Origin of the sequence: Streptomyces sp. 6-11-2 (genome assembly GCF_006540305.1) — a bacterium.
Taxonomy (GTDB): domain Bacteria; phylum Actinomycetota; class Actinomycetes; order Streptomycetales; family Streptomycetaceae; genus Streptomyces.
Genome location: NZ_BJOR01000001.1, coordinates 1,612,505 through 1,628,338, shown reverse-complemented (window position 1 = coordinate 1,628,338; position 15,834 = coordinate 1,612,505). Strand labels below are relative to the sequence as shown.

Genomic DNA, 15,834 nt, shown 5'->3' with positions numbered 1-15,834 from the left:
ACCCCCCTACGGGCTCCGGCGCACCTTTCCCCCCCCCCACGGGCCGGGATCCCTCCCGTGGGTGCGGGGTGGCAGGATCGAGGCATGCCTGACGTGCTCGACGCCACCCCGTACGACGCCCTGCTCCTGCTCTCGTTCGGCGGCCCCGAGGGCCCGGACGACGTGATCCCGTTCCTGGAGAACGTGACGCGCGGGCGCGGCATCCCCACCGAGCGCCTGAAGGAAGTGGGCGAACACTACTTCCAGTTCGGCGGGGTCAGCCCGATCAACGACCAGAACCGCGCCCTGCTCGACGCCCTGCGCAAGGACTTCGCCGACCACGGCCTCGACCTGCCGGTCCACTGGGGCAACCGCAACTGGGCCCCGTACCTGACGGACACCCTGCGGGACATGGTCCGCGACGGCCGCCGCCGCATCCTGGTCCTGGCCACCAGCGCCTACGCCTCCTACTCCGGCTGCCGTCAGTACCGCGAGAACCTCGCGGACTCGCTCGCCGCCCTCGAGGCCGAGGGCCTGGACCTGCCGAAGGTCGACAAGCTGCGGCACTACTTCAACCACCCCGGCTTCCTCCAGCCCATGATCGACGGAGTGCTGGAGTCGCTCGCCGACCTCCCCGAGGACGTCCGCGACGGCGCGCACATCGCCTTCTGCACCCACTCGATCCCGATCTCCGCCGCGGACACCTCCGGCCCGGTCCCCGGCCACGGGGACGGCGGGGCGTACGTCCGCCAGCACCTGGACGTGGCGCGGCTGATCGCCGAAGCGGTCCGCGAGCGCACCGGCGCCGACCACCCCTGGCAGCTCGTCTACCAGTCGCGCTCCGGTGCCCCGCACATCCCGTGGCTGGAGCCCGACATCTGCGACCACATCGAGGAGCGGCACGCCGCGGGGGCCCCGGCCGTCGTCATGGCGCCCATCGGCTTCGTCTCCGACCACATGGAGGTCCTGTACGACCTCGACACCGAGGCCACGGCCAAGGCCGCGGAACTGGGCCTTCCGGTACGCCGCTCCGCCACCGTCGGCGCCGACCCGCGGTTCGCCGCCGCCGTCCGCGACCTGATCGTGGAGCGTGCCGCCACCGAGCGCGGACAGCAGGTCACGCCGTGCGCCCTGGGCTCGCTCGGCGCGGACCACAACCTCTGTCCGGTGGGCTGCTGCCCGGCCCGCACGCCCCGGCCCGCCGCCGCGGGCGCCGACAGCCCCTACGCGTGAGGAACCCCGTGACCGACACCCTGCCCGCCGAACTGCTGCAACTGGCCCGCCAGGCGGCCGCACGCGCCGGAGAGCTGCTGCGGGACGGCCGCCCGGCGGACCTGGTGGTGGCCGCCACCAAGTCCAGCCCGATCGACGTCGTCACCGAGATGGACATCGCCGCCGAGAAGCTGATCACCGGCCTGATCTCCGACCGGCGCCCCGACGACGGCTTCCTCGGCGAGGAGGGCGCCTCCGTCGAGGGCACGAGCGGCGTCCGGTGGGTGATCGACCCGCTCGACGGCACCGTGAACTACCTGTACGGACTGCCGACCTGGGCCGTCTCCATCGCGGCCGAGGTGGACGGCGAGGCCGTCGTCGGGGTGGTGGCCACACCGATGCGCGACGAGGCGTTCCACGCCGTGCGCGGCCGCGGGGCCTGGGCCACCGGGGCCTGGGCCGGCGAGCGCAAGCTGGCCTGCCGCGCCGCGCCGCCCCTGGACCAGGCCCTGGTCGCCACCGGCTTCAACTACGTCGCGGAGGTGCGCGCCCACCAGGCCGACGTGGCCCGCCGGCTGATCCCGCTGCTGCGCGACATCCGCCGCAGCGGCTCGGCCGCGGTGGACCTGTGCGACGTGGCGATGGGCCGCCTGGACGGCTACTACGAGCGCGGTCTGAACGCGTGGGACTTCGCCGCGGGCGACCTGATCGCCAGGGAGTCGGGCGTCGTGACGGGTGGCCGCCCGGGAGAGCGTCCGTCCCGCGAGCTGACGGTCGCGGCCACCCCGGGCGTCTTCGAGCCCCTCCAGAGCCTTCTGGAGGAGTACGGCGCCTGGCACGACTGAGGGCACGGCGGGAGCACCACGCACAGCGGGACCCCGGCGCTGGATTCGCCGGGGTCCCGCTGTGCGCGTGCAGGCTGGTCAGACGCCGGACACGCCGACCTCCACACCGTGTTCGGCGGCGAGGCGGCGCAGGTCGTCGAGTTCGGCCAGCTCGACCTCGACGAGGAAGTCGTCGCCCTCGTCACGAGCCCGCGTCAGATCGGACTCGGTCGCCTTTATGCGCTGCAGAAGTCCTGCGGTGAATGCGTCCATGCTTGCGCCCCCTCGTCCTGGGTCGGTGGGTCGGTGGCACGGGGGTGTGCCGTTCGGAAGGGGCGATCACGTCTCAGCAGGTGCCCGGCGCTGCCCGACCGGGCGGCGACGGCGCTGGACACCCACACCCACTCTGCGGAAGCGGATCGCGGAGTACCGCATGGTGCTGCGGCACATGCAGAGCGTGATCGCGGGGTGTAAACCCGTCCTCCCCCGACTCCTCGCGGCGGAAACCTCGACCGGACAAGAAAATTCGGGATTCGCGCCCCCTTCGCCCGCCGCTCGCCTCTTGTCCACCGGCCGCTTCCACGGCTTACCGCCGACTTACGGCCGAAAAGGGCAGGATGGAAGCACACACCCACGAGGACCCCTGCCGGCGTGCGCCCCGAGCGGCGCTACGCGGGTGGACACAGGAAGGACAAGACGTGCGCGTACTCGTCGTCGAGGACGAGCAGCTGCTCGCCGATGCGGTGGCCACCGGACTGCGCCGGGAGGCCATGGCCGTCGACGTCGTGTACGACGGTGCGGCCGCCCTGGAGCGCATCGGCGTCAACGACTACGACGTGGTCGTCCTCGACCGGGACCTTCCGCTGGTGCACGGCGACGACGTCTGCCGCAAGATCGTCGAGCTGGGCATGCCCACGCGCGTGCTGATGCTCACCGCCTCGGGCGACGTCAGCGACCGTGTCGAGGGCCTGGAGATCGGCGCCGACGACTACCTGCCCAAGCCCTTCGCGTTCAGCGAGCTGACGGCACGCGTGCGGGCCCTGGGCCGGCGTACCAGCGTGCCCCTGCCGCCCGTCCTGGAGCGCGCCGGGATCAAGCTCGATCCCAACCGCCGCGAGGTCTTCCGTGACGGCAGGGAGGTCCAGCTGGCGCCGAAGGAGTTCGCGGTCCTGGAGGTCCTCATGCGCAGCGAGGGCGCCGTGGTCTCCGCGGAGCAGCTGCTGGAGAAGGCCTGGGACGAGAACACCGACCCGTTCACCAACGTCGTGCGCGTCACGGTGATGACGCTGCGGCGCAAGCTCGGTGAGCCCCCGGTGATCGTCACCGTGCCCGGCTCCGGCTACCGGATCTGATCCGCCGTGGCCGCGACCCCGGCGCCGCCCCAGGCGCCCCCGAAACCCACCTGGGACCCCAGAAGGCCGGAGCCGGCCTTCCCGTGGCTGCGCCCGACCATCCGGATACGGCTGACGCTGCTGTACGGCGGCATGTTCCTGATCGCCGGCATCCTGCTGCTGTCGATCATCTACCTGCTCGCCGCGCAGGCCCTGCGCACCGGCAACCAACCGCTGTTCAAGATCGTCGACTTCAACGCCCTGAGGGTCACCAGCACCGACTGTCCGGGCGTCGACAACGGCAACCTGTCGCTGTCGGAGTTCAACGCCGCGATCAGCGCCTGCATCGACCACCAGCGCCAGGTCGCCCTGGACAGCCTGCTCAGCCGCTCGCTCCTCGCCCTGCTCGGCCTCGCCGTGATCGCCTTCGCGTTCGGCTACGCGATGGCGGGCCGCGTGCTGTCCCCGCTCGGCCGGATCACCCGCACCGCCCGCGCCGTGGCCGGCTCGGACCTGTCCCGGCGGATCGAGCTGGACGGCCCGGACGACGAGCTGAAGGAGCTCGCGGACACCTTCGACGACATGCTGGAGCGGCTGCAGCGGGCCTTCACCGCCCAGCAGCGCTTCGTCGGCAACGCCTCGCACGAGCTGCGCACACCGCTCGCGATCAACCGCACGCTCCTGGAGGTGCAGCTCTCGGACCCGCACGCGCCGATGGAGCTCCAGCAGCTCGGCAAGACCCTGCTGGCCACCAACGAGCGCAGCGAACAGCTCGTCGAGGGCCTGCTGCTGCTCGCCCGCAGCGACAACCAGATCGTCGAGCGCAAGCCGGTGGACCTCGCCGAGGTCGCCTCGCAGGCCATCGACCAGGTCCACGGGGAGGCGGAGGCCAAGGGGGTCAAGATCCGCGGTGAGCGCAAGCCTGCGGTCGTCCAGGGCAACGGCGTGCTGCTGGAGCGGATCGCCCTGAACCTGGTGCAGAACGCGGTGCGGTACAACGTGGCGGAGGAGGGATGGGTGGAGGTCGTCACGGACGTCCAGCACGGTCAGGCGATCCTCGTCGTCGCGAACACCGGACCGGTCGTCCCGGCGTACGAGATCGACAACCTCTTCGAGCCATTCAGACGGCTGCGTACCGAGCGCACCGGCAGCGACAAGGGCGTCGGCCTGGGCCTGTCCATCGCCCGCTCCGTGGCGAGGGCGCACGGCGGGCACATTTCGGCCCAGCCGCGTGAGGGGGGTGGGCTCGTGATGCGGGTGGCCCTGCCGATCTGAGATCATTGCGCCGACACGCGGGGATGTTCGCTTTGCGCGGAAATTCCCGGGGCCGTTCCCGGCCTCACCGTGTGTGATCAATCACATGGGCGGTTTTCCGGCCATCTACTCTCCGTGGCCACGCGAGCCTTGGAAATGCCGGAAAAATCCCGGTTTTCAGGGGGCATGATCACGGGAAGTACACGGTGAGACCGCTTTGGAGCGGGGCATTCGGACCGTGTACGGTCCCGATCGCCATCCAAGCCGATCACTCTTGAGGAGTGCGGTTGGGTGTCGATTGAGTAACAGACCTTGATGTGAGGCAAAATCTCCGCCTCAGGTCGGGCACAAGTCCGGCCTCTCACGCGTTACGTGCGCTGGAGACACCGCATACACCCAGAGGGGGAGAGCGACATGGCAACCGATTACGACACCCCACGCAAGACCGACGACGACGTCGACTCGGACAGCCTGGAAGAGCTGAAGGCCAGGCGGAATGACAAGTCGACCTCCTCCGTGGACGTCGACGAATTCGAGGCCGCCGAAGGCCTGGAGCTGCCCGGCGCGGACCTCTCGAACGAGGAACTGGCTGTCCGGGTACTGCCCAAGCAGCAGGACGAGTTCACCTGCATGAGCTGCTTCCTGGTGCACCACCGCAGCCAGCTGGCCCGCGAGAAGAACGGTCAGCCGATCTGCCGCGACTGCGACTGAGGCAGGGTCGGCCGTGACTGGCTCGACCCCTCCTTGGAAGCGCCGCACCCCCAGCGGGGGAGCGGACTCGGAGCCGTCCGACGGCTCCCACGGCGCGCGTGACGACGAGCGAGGGCCATCCCGTACATCCGACCCGAACGGATCGGCGGGATCGCCCGTGCTCGCATCGGTCTCCGGGCGCGGTGACCCCGCCGTCCCGGCGGGTGGATCCGCGCCCGTGGCCCGGCGGCAGGCCGCGGCGATCCGGCACCGGGCCCGGAAGGCCGGGCAGGCGGCCAGAGACGGCGCCCGCGTGAGCGGTGGCCACGCCAGGGCGGTCTTCTCGTACCTCACCGACCGCGTCATCGACATGGCCCCGCGGATCCCCGTACGGGACCTCACCACGCTGCGCCGGCAGTTCCCGGGCCTCGGGCCCGAACAGCTCGCGGACAAGCTGGTGGCGGGTGCGGCGGGCGCCTCCTCCACGGTCGGAGCGGGCGTCGGGGCCGCGGCGATGCTGCCGGTACCGCCCGCGATGCCGACCCAGCTGGCCGCGGAGGTCACCGGAGTCGCGGCGATCGAACTCAAGCTGATCGCGGAACTCCACGAGGTGTACGGGGTGCGGCCCCCCGGAAATCTGAAGGCCCGCAGTACCGCGTATCTGAACGTCTGGTCGCACGAGCGCCGGATCGACGTGCGGAATCCGTCGACGATCGACATCGCCCTCGGGGGCAAGGTGAGGCGCCAGCTGCGCCGGCAGATCATGAAGCGGACGGCGCGGGGCCTGCCCAAGCTGACGCCCTTCATGGTGGGCGCCGCGGCCGGTGCCGTCATGAACCGGCGCGAGACCAGGAGGCTCGCCGCCCGCATCCGCTCCGACCTGCGCAAGATCCAGGTCCCGTGGGACGAACTGCCCCCGCTGCCGCCCCTGGAGAAACCCGGGCGTCCACTGCCGCTCCAGGACCCCGGCGACGGCTCCGACGGCGTTGAAGGCCCCGACACCACCGGAGGCTCCGGAAACCCCGGGAGCTGACGAGCCCCGCCCAGGAACACCCCTACGGGGCCGTGCGGCCCCTGGCTACGCGGCCTCGGGCTCCACGGCCGCCCGCGCCGCGCTCAGCGCCTGGGCCAGCCGCTCCGGCTCCCGCGTCGACAGGTACAGGTAGGGCGTGGGGTCCTCCGGGTCGGTGACCATGACCCGCAGCGCCCCGGGAATGTAGGCGCGCAGCAGCAGGAAGGCGCGGGTGTCGGCCTTGTGGGTGCGCCAGGCGCGCGCCTCCTCCGCGTCCAGCACCTCCGCCTCGCCGAGCGCCGTGACCGGGATCTTCGCCTCGCCCGCGATCAGCAGACCGCCCACGACCCGGATGCGCGGTGAGCCGTAGGAGCTCACCACGACCGCCGCCGCCGCGGTGCCGCCGGCCAGACCGCCCAGCATCGGCAGGGTGCCGAAGGGAAGCAGGATCAGGGCGCAGGAGATGCCCATCAGAAGGCTGATCAGCCACCAGGAACGGGGCGCGGTGAGGCGTTCTTCGTACGGCTGGGCGGAAAGCTGCATGAACCCAGCTTGGCACGGTGTCGGGCGCACGCCGACGCGCGGGTAAGGTCTGCGCCTGTGAGTGGTAGTTCCGCAGCTCTTCAGCCCCCGCCCGACGCCGTTGATCCGGTCCGGCACCCCGACGCCCCCGCCCCCGGCGAACTCCTCGGCTCGCACTACGCGGCGTGTTTCGGCTGCGGCGGGGAGCAGCCGCACGGGCTGCACCTCGAGGCGCGGGCCGGCGAGGGTGTCCGCATCACCGCCGAGTTCACCGTGCAGCCCGCCCACCAGGGCGCGCCCGGCCTCGCCCACGGCGGGGTCCTCGCGACCGCCCTCGACGAGACCCTCGGCTCGCTGAACTGGCTGCTGCGGACGATCGCCGTGACCGGGCGGCTGGAGACGGACTTCGTGCGCCCGGTGCCGGTCGGCACCACCCTGCACCTGGAGGCCGAGGTCACCGCGGTGGCCGGACGGAAGATCTACTCCAGGGCCACCGGACGCGTCGGGGGCCCCGACGGCCCGGTCGCCGTCCGCGCCGAGGCCCTTTTCGTCGAGGTCAAGGTCGACCACTTCGTCGATCACGGCCGCGACCGGGAGATCCAGGCCGTCATGAACGACCCGGACCAGGTTCGTCGCGTCCGCGCCTTCGAGGTGAACCCGTGAGCCGTGAGCCCCTGAACGTCCTGATCCGGCGTGTCGACGCCGACGTGCCGCTTCCGGCGTACGCGCACCCCGGTGACGCGGGTGCCGATCTGCGCACCACCGTGGCGTGCGAACTGGCGCCGGGGGAGCGCGCCGTACTGCCCACGGGTGTGTCTGTCGCGCTCCCGGAGGGGTACGCGGCCTTCGTGCACCCGCGATCCGGACTCGCCGCCCGCTGCGGTGTCGCCCTCGTGAATGCCCCGGGGACGGTTGATGCCGGGTACCGTGGGGAGATCAAGGTGATCGTGGTGAATCTCGACCCGCGCGAGTCCGTGCGGTTCGAGCGCTTCGACCGGATTGCCCAACTGGTCGTCCAGCAGGTCGAGAGGGTCCGCTTCCAGGAGGTGGCGGAGCTTCCCGGCTCGGCGCGGGCCGAGGGGGGCTTCGGGTCCACCGGCGGCCACGCCGCCGTGGACGGCGCGAGCGGCACGAACGGTCGGGCCGCCGTTGGCGGACCGGCGGGTGGGAATCGATACGCTTCGGTCGTATCCGACCGGGAAGGACAGTGACGTGTTCGGACGTCGCAAGAAGAAGGGTGCCGCCGAGGACGCGGCCGGCGAGGCCGAGCAGGTCGTCGACAGCGTCGACACCGAGGCGGACGTAGACGTGGAGGGCGAGCGCGAGCGTGTGAGGCTCGAGCCCGAACCGCGGCCCGACGGGCCCTGGGACGGCTCCGAGGTGCGCGAGCCCGCCGAGGGCCGTGTGGACCTCGGCGGCATGTTCGTGCCCGGCGTCGAGGGCATGGAGCTGCGGGTCGAGGTCGCGGGCGACGCGATCGTCGCGGCGACCGTCGTCCTGCACGACAGCGCCATCCAGTTGCAGGCCTTCGCCGCGCCCAAGCGCGAGGGCATCTGGGGCGAGGTGCGCGAGGAGATCGGCAGCGGCATCACCCAGCAGGGCGGCATCGTCGACGAGGTCGAGGGGCCGCTGGGCTGGGAGCTGCGCGCGCAGGTGCCGGTGCAGCTCCCGGACGGCACGGGCGGTTACCAGGTCGTGCGGTTCGTCGGCGTGGACGGTCCCCGCTGGTTCCTGCGCGGGGTGATCTCCGGTCAGGGCGCGGTGCAGCCGCAGGCGGCCGGACTGCTCGAGCAGATCTTCCGGGACACGGTCGTGGTCCGCGGCGAGGGCCCGATGGCGCCCCGCGACCCGATCGTCCTGAAGCTGCCGAACGACGCGCAGATGGTGCCCGAGGGCGTCCAGCAGGACGAGGGCCAGTCCCGCTTCTCCGGCGGGATGGGCCAGCTCCAGCGCGGACCGGAGATCACCGAGGTCCGCTGAGAACGGTCATCGACAGGGCTCAGGGCCGTACCTTCCGGGTGCGGCCCTCCGTTGTGCGGGGCTTCTCGGCGGTCCCGGCCGGAAACCTTCGCGGACATCCGTCCGTTTGGATGGTGACCGGGTGTTGAAGGGACGGGCGCGGCTGGTGATACTGGCGCCCGGTCCGCGGGGGACGGGAACGGGGAGGGCACATGAGCCAGGTGATCACCGAGACCATGGTGCGCGTCGAGGACGTCCACAAGTCTTACGGACAGGGGGCGGCCGCCGTGCACGCCCTGCGCGGAGTCTCCTTCGAGGTGCCGCGGGGCGAACTGGTCGCCCTCAAGGGCCGCTCAGGCTCCGGCAAGACCACGCTGCTCAACATCGTCGGCGGGCTCGACGAGCCGGACCGGGGACGGGTCCACGTCGAAGGCCGCGATCTGTCCGAACTCGGCGAGGACGGCCTCCTCGCCCTGCGCCGGGACCGCATCGGGTTCGTCTTCCAGTCCTTCGGTCTCATCCCGATCCTCACCGCCGCGGAGAACGTCGGCGTCCCGATGCGGCTGCGCCGCGCCGATCCGCGCGCCCGGGAGGAGCGCGTCGAGCTGCTGCTGTCCCTGGTCGGCCTCGCCGACCACGCCCGGCAGCGGCCCGGTGAGCTCTCCGGCGGCCAGCAGCAGCGCGTGGCCATCGCTCGCGCCCTCGCCAACGAGCCGGCGCTCCTGATAGCCGACGAGCCGACCGGCCAGCTCGACGCGGAGACCGGCCACGCCGTGATGGAGCTGCTGCGTGCGGTCGTCCGCAGCGAGCGGGTCACCGCGCTGGTCGCGACCCACGACGCGACCCTCCTGGACCTCGCCGACCGGGTTCTGGAGCTGCGCGACGGCAAGATCGTCGAATCGTGACGCCCTGGCGCCGTACCGCTGTCGCGTCGTGACGTCGTGACGTCGTGACGTGATGCCGTGACGCCGCGCCTCGCGCCGTAACGCTGTGGCGCCCTCACGTCGTAAGCCGTGACGCCGTGCACGTCAGGGTTGCGTCAAAGACGGCCATCCGCCCCCGCGCGACCCCTTATGTCGCGAATATCGGCCGTAAGGTCGACGCGGCACACACACGGCATGCACAGCCGTGACGGGAAGACAATGGGGCCATGGGACGCGGCAAGCTACGGATCTACCTCGGTGCGGCACCGGGCGTCGGCAAGACGTACGCGATGCTGTCCGAGGCACACCGCCGGGTGGAGCGGGGCACCGACTGTGTCGTGGCGTTCGTCGAGCACCACGACCGGCCGCGCACCGAGGTGATGCTGCACGGCCTGGAGCAGGTCCCCCGCAAGGTACTGGAGTACCGCGGGACCACCTTCACCGAGATGGACGTCGACGCCGCGCTGCGCCGCGCCCCGGCCGTCGCCCTGGTGGACGAACTCGCCCACACCAACATCCCCGGCTCCCGCAACGCCAAGCGCTGGCAGGACGTGGAGGAACTGCTCGCGGCCGGCGTCGACGTCATCTCCACGGTCAACATCCAGCACCTGGAGTCCCTCGGCGACGTCGTCGAGTCGATCACGGGCATTCGGCAGCGCGAGACCGTCCCGGACGAGGTGGTGCGGCGGGCCGACCAGATCGAGCTGGTCGACATGTCGCCGGAGGCCCTGCGCCGCCGGATGGCGCACGGCAACATCTACAAGCCGGAGAAGGTCGACGCCGCCCTGTCCAACTACTTCCGGCCCGGCAACCTCACCGCGCTGCGCGAACTGGCCCTGCTGTGGGTGGCCGACCGGGTCGACGAATACCTCCAGCGCTACCGCAGCGAGCACCAGGTCTCCAAGATCTGGGGCTCGCGCGAGCGGATCGTGGTCGGCCTCACCGGCGGCCCCGAGGGGCGCACGCTGATCCGCCGGGCGGCCCGGCTGGCCGAGAAGGGTGCCGGAGGGGAGGTCATGGCCGTCTACATCGCCCGCAGCGACGGACTGACCTCCGCCTCCCCGAAGGAACTGACCGTCCAGCGCACCCTCGTGGAGGACCTGGGCGGCACCTTCCACCACGTCGTCGGCGACGACATACCGGCCGCGCTGCTCGACTTCGCCCGCGGGGTCAACGCCACCCAGATCGTGCTGGGCTCCTCGCGCCGCAAGACCTGGCAGTACGTGTTCGGACCGGGCGTGGGCGCCACGGTGGCCCGCGAGTCGGGCCCCGACCTCGACGTGCACATCGTCACCCACGGACAGGTCGCCAAGGGGCGGGGGCTGCCGGTGGCCCGCGGTGCCCGGCTCGGCCGCGCCCGGATCGTCTGGGGCTGGACGGTCGCGGTCGCCGGACCGGTGGCCCTCGCGCTGCTGCTGAACGCCGGGGACCTCGGCCTGGCCAACGACATGCTGCTGTTCCTGGCCCTGACGGTGGCCGCGGCCCTGCTGGGCGGGCTGCTGCCGGCGCTCGCCTCGGCAGCCGTCGGATCGTTTCTGCTGAACTACTACTACACCCCGCCCCTGCACCGGCTGACCATCGCCGACCCCAAGAACATCGTCGCCATCGCGATCTTCGTCGGGGTCGCCGTGTCCGTGGCCTCCGTGGTGGACCTCGCGGCCCGCCGCACCCACCAGGCCGCCCGGCTGCGCGCCGAGGCGGAGATACTGTCGTTCCTCGCGGGCAGCGTGCTGCGCGGCGAGACCAGCCTGGAAGCGCTCCTGGAGCGGGTCCGCGAGACCTTCGTCATGGAATCGGTGGCGCTGCTCGAACGGCAGAGCGACGTGGACCCCTGGACCTGCGCCGGCCGCGTGGGCACGGGCGGACCGCTCCAGCGCCCGGAGGACGCCGACGTGGACATGCCCGTCGGTGACCACATGGCGCTCGCGCTGACCGGACGGGTGCTGCCCGCCTCCGACCGCCGGGTGCTGGCCGCCTTCGCCGCCCAGGCCGCCGTCGTCCTGGAGCGCCGGCGCCTCCAGGAGGAGGCCGACCAGGCGCGCGCCCTCGCGGAGGGCAACCGCATCCGCACCGCCCTGCTCGCCGCCGTCAGCCACGATCTGCGCACGCCGCTCGCCGGGATCAAGGCGGCCGTCTCCTCGCTCAGGTCCGAGGACGTCGAGTGGTCCGAGGAGGACCGCGCGGAGCTGCTCCAGGGCATCGAGGAGGGCGCCGACCGGCTCGACCACCTCGTGGGCAACCTGCTGGACATGTCCCGCCTCCAGACCGGCACGGTCACCCCGCTGATTCGCGAGATCGACCTCGACGAGGTGGTGCCGATGGCACTGGGCGGGGTGCCCGAGGACAGCGCGCACCTGGACATCCCGGAGTCCCTGCCGATGGTCGCCGTCGACCCCGGGCTGCTGGAGCGCGCGGTCGCCAACCTGGTGGAGAACGCCGTGAAGTACAGTCCGCCGGACGAGCCGGTGCTGGTGTCCGCCAGCGCCATGGCCGACCGGGTCGAGGTCCGGGTCGTGGACCGCGGACCGGGCGTCCCGGACGAGGCCAAGGACCGTATCTTCGAGCCGTTCCAGCGGCACGGCGACGCCCCGCGCGGAGCCGGCGTCGGCCTCGGCCTCGCCGTGGCGCGCGGCTTCGCCGAGGCCATGAGCGGCACGCTCAACGCCGAGGACACACCCGGCGGCGGTCTGACGATGGTCCTCACCCTGCGGGCCGTGAAGAGCCTTCGCGTCCCCGCACGACTCGCCGAACCAGAAAGGCAAACCACATGACGCGGGTGCTGGTGGTCGACGACGAGCCGCAGATCGTGCGCGCCCTCGTGATCAACCTCAAGGCACGCAAGTACGAGGTCGACGCCGCCTCCGACGGCCGGACCGCCCTCGACCTCGCCGCCTCCCGCCACCCCGACGTGGTCGTCCTCGACCTCGGCCTGCCCGACATGGACGGCGTCGAGGTGATCAGGGGCCTGCGCGGCTGGACCCGGGTGCCGATCCTGGTGCTGTCCGCCCGCCACTCCTCCGACGAGAAGGTCCAGGCGCTGGACGCGGGCGCCGACGACTACGTCACCAAGCCCTTCGGCATGGACGAGCTGCTGGCCCGGCTGCGCGCCGCCGTCCGCCGCGCCGAGCCCGTCGGGAACGGCGAGGACGGCGTGCTGGTGGAGACCGAGGACTTCACCGTCGACCTGGCCGCGAAGAAGGTCAACCGGGGCGGCAAGGACGTACGGCTCACCCCGACCGAATGGCATCTGCTGGAGGTGCTGGTGCGCAACACCGGCCGGCTCGTCAGCCAGAAGCAGCTCCTCCAGGAGGTGTGGGGGCCGTCGTACGGCACGGAGACGAACTATCTGCGCGTGTACATGGCACAGCTGCGCAGGAAGCTGGAGGCCGACCCCTCGCACCCCAAGCACTTCGTCACGGAGCCGGGGATGGGCTACCGCTTCGAGAAGTGAGCGGGTCCGTCGCCCTCGGGGCGCCCCGGTACGCTTCAGACATGAGTGCTGTTCCTCGTTCCGAAAAGCCGGCGGGCCGCTTCCGGCGCATGCTCGACCGGCTCTCCTCGTCGCAGGAGGACCTGGAGTCCGAGGAACTGCGGGAGGACGCCGAGACCGCGGGCTGTACGCGGATCGGCGACTGCACCGACCGGCAGATCGTCACGGTTACTGGTACCTTGCGCACGGTCACCCTGCGTCCACGTGCCGGAGTCCCGGCCCTGGAGGCCGAGTTGTTCGACGGCACGGCCGCCCTGGACGTGGTGTGGCTCGGCAGGCGCTCCATCGTCGGTATAGAACCGGGGCGCAGGCTGATCGCATCGGGCCGGATCTCGATGAGCCGTGGCCGCCGGGTGCTGTTCAACCCCAAGTACGAACTGCGACCCCTCGGACGGGAGTAGCCGGTGACGTCACTCGACAAGCCGACCCAGGACACGACTGCCGAAGACGATGCCCGGGCGGTGACGGAGGCCGCGCTGTTCGAGGCGTTCGGCGGGGTGCGGGGCATGGTCGAGACGGTGCTGCCCGGCCTGCTCTTCGTCACCATCTTCACGATCAACAAGGACCTGCACTGGTCGGCGATCGCCGCGCTGGTCGTGTCGCTGCTGCTGGTCGTGGTCCGGCTGGCGATGCGGGACACCGTCAAGCACGCCTTCAGTGGTGTCTTCGGCGTCGCCTTCGGTGTCGTCTTCGCGATGATGACCGGCAACGCCAAGGACTTCTACCTGCCGGGCATGCTCTACACGCTGGGCCTGGCCGTGGCGTACATCGTGACCACGCTGGCCGGGGTCCCGCTGATCGGCCTGATGCTCGGACCGGTCTTCAAGGAGAACCTCTCCTGGCGCACCCGCAACCCGGGCCGCAAGAAGGCCTACGCCAAGGCGAGCTGGGCCTGGGGCCTGATCCTGCTCGCCAAGTGCGCGATCCTCTTCCCGCTGTACTGGTGGGCCGACACCACGAAGTTCGGCTGGGTCCTGATCACGCTCAAGATCCCGCCGTTCCTGCTGGCGGTCTGGCTGACCTGGGTCTTCCTGGCGAAGGCGCCCGCGCCCATCGACGTGTTCGCGGAGATGGAGGCGGAGGAGAAGGCCGAGGAGGAGCGCAAGGCGGCCCTGGCACAGGAGGAGCCCGGCGAGGCACCGGCCGCCGGCCGTCACCGCCGCCAGAGCTGAGCATCGCCGCCAGACCTGAGCACCGCCCGGTACGAACGGCGAGGGGCGCCCGGATCTCCGGGCGCCCCTCGCCGTTCGTACCGGGCGTCAGCGTTCCCGGCGGACCGACAGCAGGTCCTCCAGCTGCTCCTCACGGGCCTGAGCGGCCACGAACAGCAGCTCGTCACCCGGCTCCAGGGAGTCCTCCCGGGACGGCGTGAGCACCCGGGTGCCGCGGATGATGGTGACCAGCGAGGTGTCCTCGGGCCACTCCACGTCCCCGACCTGGGTGCCGGCCAGCGCCGACTCCTCCGGCAGGGTCAGCTCCACGAGGTTGGCGTCGCCGTGGCTGAAGCGCAGCAGCCGGACCAGGTCGCCGACGCTCACCGCCTCCTCGACCAGCGCGGACATCAGACGCGGGGTGGACACCGCCACGTCCACGCCCCAGGACTCGTTGAACAGCCACTCGTTCTTCGGGTTGTTCACGCGGGCCACCACCCGCGGCACGCCGTACTCCGTCCTCGCCAGCAGGGAGACGACCAGGTTCACCTTGTCGTCGCCCGTCGCGGCGATCACCACGTTGCAGCGCTGAAGCGCCGCCTCGTCCAGCGAGGTGATCTCGCAGGCGTCGGCCAGCAGCCACTCGGCCTGCGGCACACGCTCGACCGAGATGGCGGTCGGCGCCTTGTCGATGAGAAGGACCTCGTGGCCGTTCTCCAGCAGCTCGCCCGCGATCGAGCGACCGACCGCGCCGGCACCGGCAATGGCGACCCTCATCAGTGACCGCTCTCCTCTTCCGGGCCCTCGGCGAACGCCGCCTCGACCTTCTCCACATCGTCCGTCCGCATCATCACGTGCACCAGGTCGCCCTCCTGGAGCACCGTCTGCGAGCTCGGCAGGATCGCCTCGCCGAGGCGGGTCAGGAACGCCACCCGGACGCCCGTCTCCTCCTGGAGCCTGCTGATCTTGTGGCCCACCCACTTCGGGGAGGCGTGCACCTCGGCGAGCTGGACGCCGCCGGTGGGGTCGCGCCACAGCGGCTCGGCGCCCGAGGGCAGCAGCCGGCGGAGCATCTGGTCGGCCGTCCAGCGGACCGTGGCCACGGTCGGGATGCCCAGACGCTGGTACACCTCGGCGCGGCGGGGGTCGTAGATGCGGGCCGCGACGTTCTGCACGCCGAACATCTCGCGGGCCACCCGCGCGGAGATGATGTTCGAGTTGTCGCCGCTGGAGACGGCCGCGAAGGCACCGGCCTCCTCGATGCCCGCCTCGCGCAGGGTGTCCTGGTCGAAGCCGATCCCGGTGACCCGGCGGCCACCGAACCCGGGGCCCAGCCGGCGGAAGGCGGTGGGGTCCTGGTCGATCACGGCGACCGTGTGCCCCTGTTGCTCCAGGGTCTGGGCGAGAGCGGAGCCCACTCTCCCGCAGCCCATGATGACGATGTGCACGACCGTCCTTCCGATGTCAATAGCGACTGCTCAGTCCCA

Annotated in this window: 18 protein-coding genes; 14 read left to right on the top strand and 4 right to left on the bottom strand. The window is 71.5% G+C overall.

All coding sequences use genetic code 11. From position 1 onward, the window contains the following. Nucleotides 1-84: 84 nt before the first annotated feature. Both TNCT6_RS06680 and TNCT6_RS06675 read left to right on the top strand, forming a co-directional pair. Entirely contained in the window at nt 85-1,212 is a 1,128-nt protein-coding gene (locus tag TNCT6_RS06680) for a ferrochelatase (RefSeq protein WP_141357555.1), read from the top strand. An 8-nt stretch (nt 1,213-1,220) separates the two neighbouring features. Further along, nucleotides 1,221-2,036: an inositol monophosphatase family protein gene (locus TNCT6_RS06675; RefSeq protein WP_141357553.1), complete on the top strand. Its 816-nt coding sequence runs from the start codon at nt 1,221-1,223 to the stop codon at nt 2,034-2,036. A 78-nt stretch (nt 2,037-2,114) separates the two neighbouring features. Here TNCT6_RS06675 and TNCT6_RS39770 read toward each other — a convergent pair whose 3' ends face one another. Continuing rightward, nucleotides 2,115-2,288: a hypothetical protein gene (locus tag TNCT6_RS39770; protein WP_019981855.1), complete on the bottom strand. Its 174-nt coding sequence runs from the start codon at nt 2,286-2,288 to the stop codon at nt 2,115-2,117. A gap of 425 nt (nt 2,289-2,713) precedes the next feature. Between TNCT6_RS39770 and TNCT6_RS06670 the strand changes: the two genes are divergently transcribed. From TNCT6_RS06670 to TNCT6_RS06655, 4 genes are all read left to right on the top strand, one after another. Then, complete coding sequence (locus TNCT6_RS06670) at nt 2,714-3,367, top strand: response regulator transcription factor (protein WP_028424348.1); 654 nt, start codon at nt 2,714-2,716, stop codon at nt 3,365-3,367. Nucleotides 3,368-3,373: 6 nt separating this feature from the next. After that, nucleotides 3,374-4,621 carry a HAMP domain-containing sensor histidine kinase gene (locus TNCT6_RS06665; RefSeq protein WP_141357551.1) on the top strand — a complete coding sequence of 416 codons (1,248 nt, stop codon included), beginning with the start codon at nt 3,374-3,376 and terminating at the stop codon, nt 4,619-4,621. 393 nt (nt 4,622-5,014) lie between these two features. Further along, nucleotides 5,015-5,311, top strand: coding sequence for a DUF4193 domain-containing protein (locus TNCT6_RS06660; protein WP_003997302.1), 297 nt, complete (start codon nt 5,015-5,017; stop codon nt 5,309-5,311). A gap of 13 nt (nt 5,312-5,324) precedes the next feature. Next, nucleotides 5,325-6,323, top strand: coding sequence for a hypothetical protein (locus TNCT6_RS06655; RefSeq protein ID WP_141357549.1), 999 nt, complete (start codon nt 5,325-5,327; stop codon nt 6,321-6,323). Nucleotides 6,324-6,368: 45 nt separating this feature from the next. On the opposite strand, the gene TNCT6_RS06650 is transcribed toward TNCT6_RS06655, so the two are convergent. Then, nucleotides 6,369-6,845, bottom strand: coding sequence for a DUF3093 domain-containing protein (locus TNCT6_RS06650; RefSeq protein ID WP_141357547.1), 477 nt, complete (start codon nt 6,843-6,845; stop codon nt 6,369-6,371). Nucleotides 6,846-6,902: 57 nt separating this feature from the next. Here TNCT6_RS06650 and TNCT6_RS06645 point away from each other — a divergent pair, with 57 nt between their 5' ends. From TNCT6_RS06645 to TNCT6_RS06610, 8 genes are all read left to right on the top strand, one after another. Beyond that, nucleotides 6,903-7,487 carry a PaaI family thioesterase gene (locus TNCT6_RS06645; RefSeq protein WP_141357545.1) on the top strand — a complete coding sequence of 195 codons (585 nt, stop codon included), beginning with the start codon at nt 6,903-6,905 and terminating at the stop codon, nt 7,485-7,487. Then, complete coding sequence (dut, locus tag TNCT6_RS06640) at nt 7,484-8,035, top strand: dUTP diphosphatase (protein ID WP_141357543.1); 552 nt, start codon at nt 7,484-7,486, stop codon at nt 8,033-8,035. The genes TNCT6_RS06645 and dut overlap by 4 nt, the downstream gene beginning before the upstream one ends. Nucleotide 8,036: 1 nt before the next feature. After that, nucleotides 8,037-8,804, top strand: coding sequence for a DUF3710 domain-containing protein (locus TNCT6_RS06635; protein WP_141357542.1), 768 nt, complete (start codon nt 8,037-8,039; stop codon nt 8,802-8,804). Nucleotides 8,805-8,995: 191 nt separating this feature from the next. Next, nucleotides 8,996-9,688, top strand: coding sequence for an ABC transporter ATP-binding protein (locus TNCT6_RS06630; protein WP_141357540.1), 693 nt, complete (start codon nt 8,996-8,998; stop codon nt 9,686-9,688). A 245-nt stretch (nt 9,689-9,933) separates the two neighbouring features. Continuing rightward, on the top strand, nt 9,934-12,477 hold the full coding sequence (locus tag TNCT6_RS06625; RefSeq protein WP_141357538.1) for an ATP-binding protein: 2,544 nt from the start codon (nt 9,934-9,936) through the stop codon (nt 12,475-12,477). Beyond that, nucleotides 12,474-13,157, top strand: a complete 684-nt coding sequence (locus tag TNCT6_RS06620) for a response regulator (protein WP_141357536.1) — start codon at nt 12,474-12,476, stop codon at nt 13,155-13,157. Before TNCT6_RS06625 ends, TNCT6_RS06620 begins: the two co-directional genes overlap by 4 nt. 41 nt (nt 13,158-13,198) lie before the next feature. Next, the gene (locus tag TNCT6_RS06615) at nt 13,199-13,597 is read left to right on the top strand and encodes an OB-fold nucleic acid binding domain-containing protein (RefSeq protein ID WP_141357534.1); all 399 of its coding nucleotides are present in this window, start codon (nt 13,199-13,201) and stop codon (nt 13,595-13,597) included. Nucleotides 13,598-13,600: 3 nt separating this feature from the next. After that, nucleotides 13,601-14,368, top strand: a complete 768-nt coding sequence (locus TNCT6_RS06610) for a DUF3159 domain-containing protein (RefSeq protein WP_141357532.1) — start codon at nt 13,601-13,603, stop codon at nt 14,366-14,368. 87 nt (nt 14,369-14,455) lie between these two features. Here the strand turns inward: TNCT6_RS06610 and TNCT6_RS06605 are convergent, their stop codons facing one another. Next, a complete protein-coding gene (locus TNCT6_RS06605; RefSeq protein ID WP_141357530.1) occupies nt 14,456-15,124 on the bottom strand; it encodes a TrkA family potassium uptake protein in 669 nt (222 codons plus the stop codon). Beyond that, complete coding sequence (locus TNCT6_RS06600; RefSeq protein ID WP_141357528.1) at nt 15,124-15,795, bottom strand: TrkA family potassium uptake protein; 672 nt, start codon at nt 15,793-15,795, stop codon at nt 15,124-15,126. The genes TNCT6_RS06605 and TNCT6_RS06600 overlap by 1 nt, the downstream gene beginning before the upstream one ends. Nucleotides 15,796-15,834: the final 39 nt, after the last annotated feature.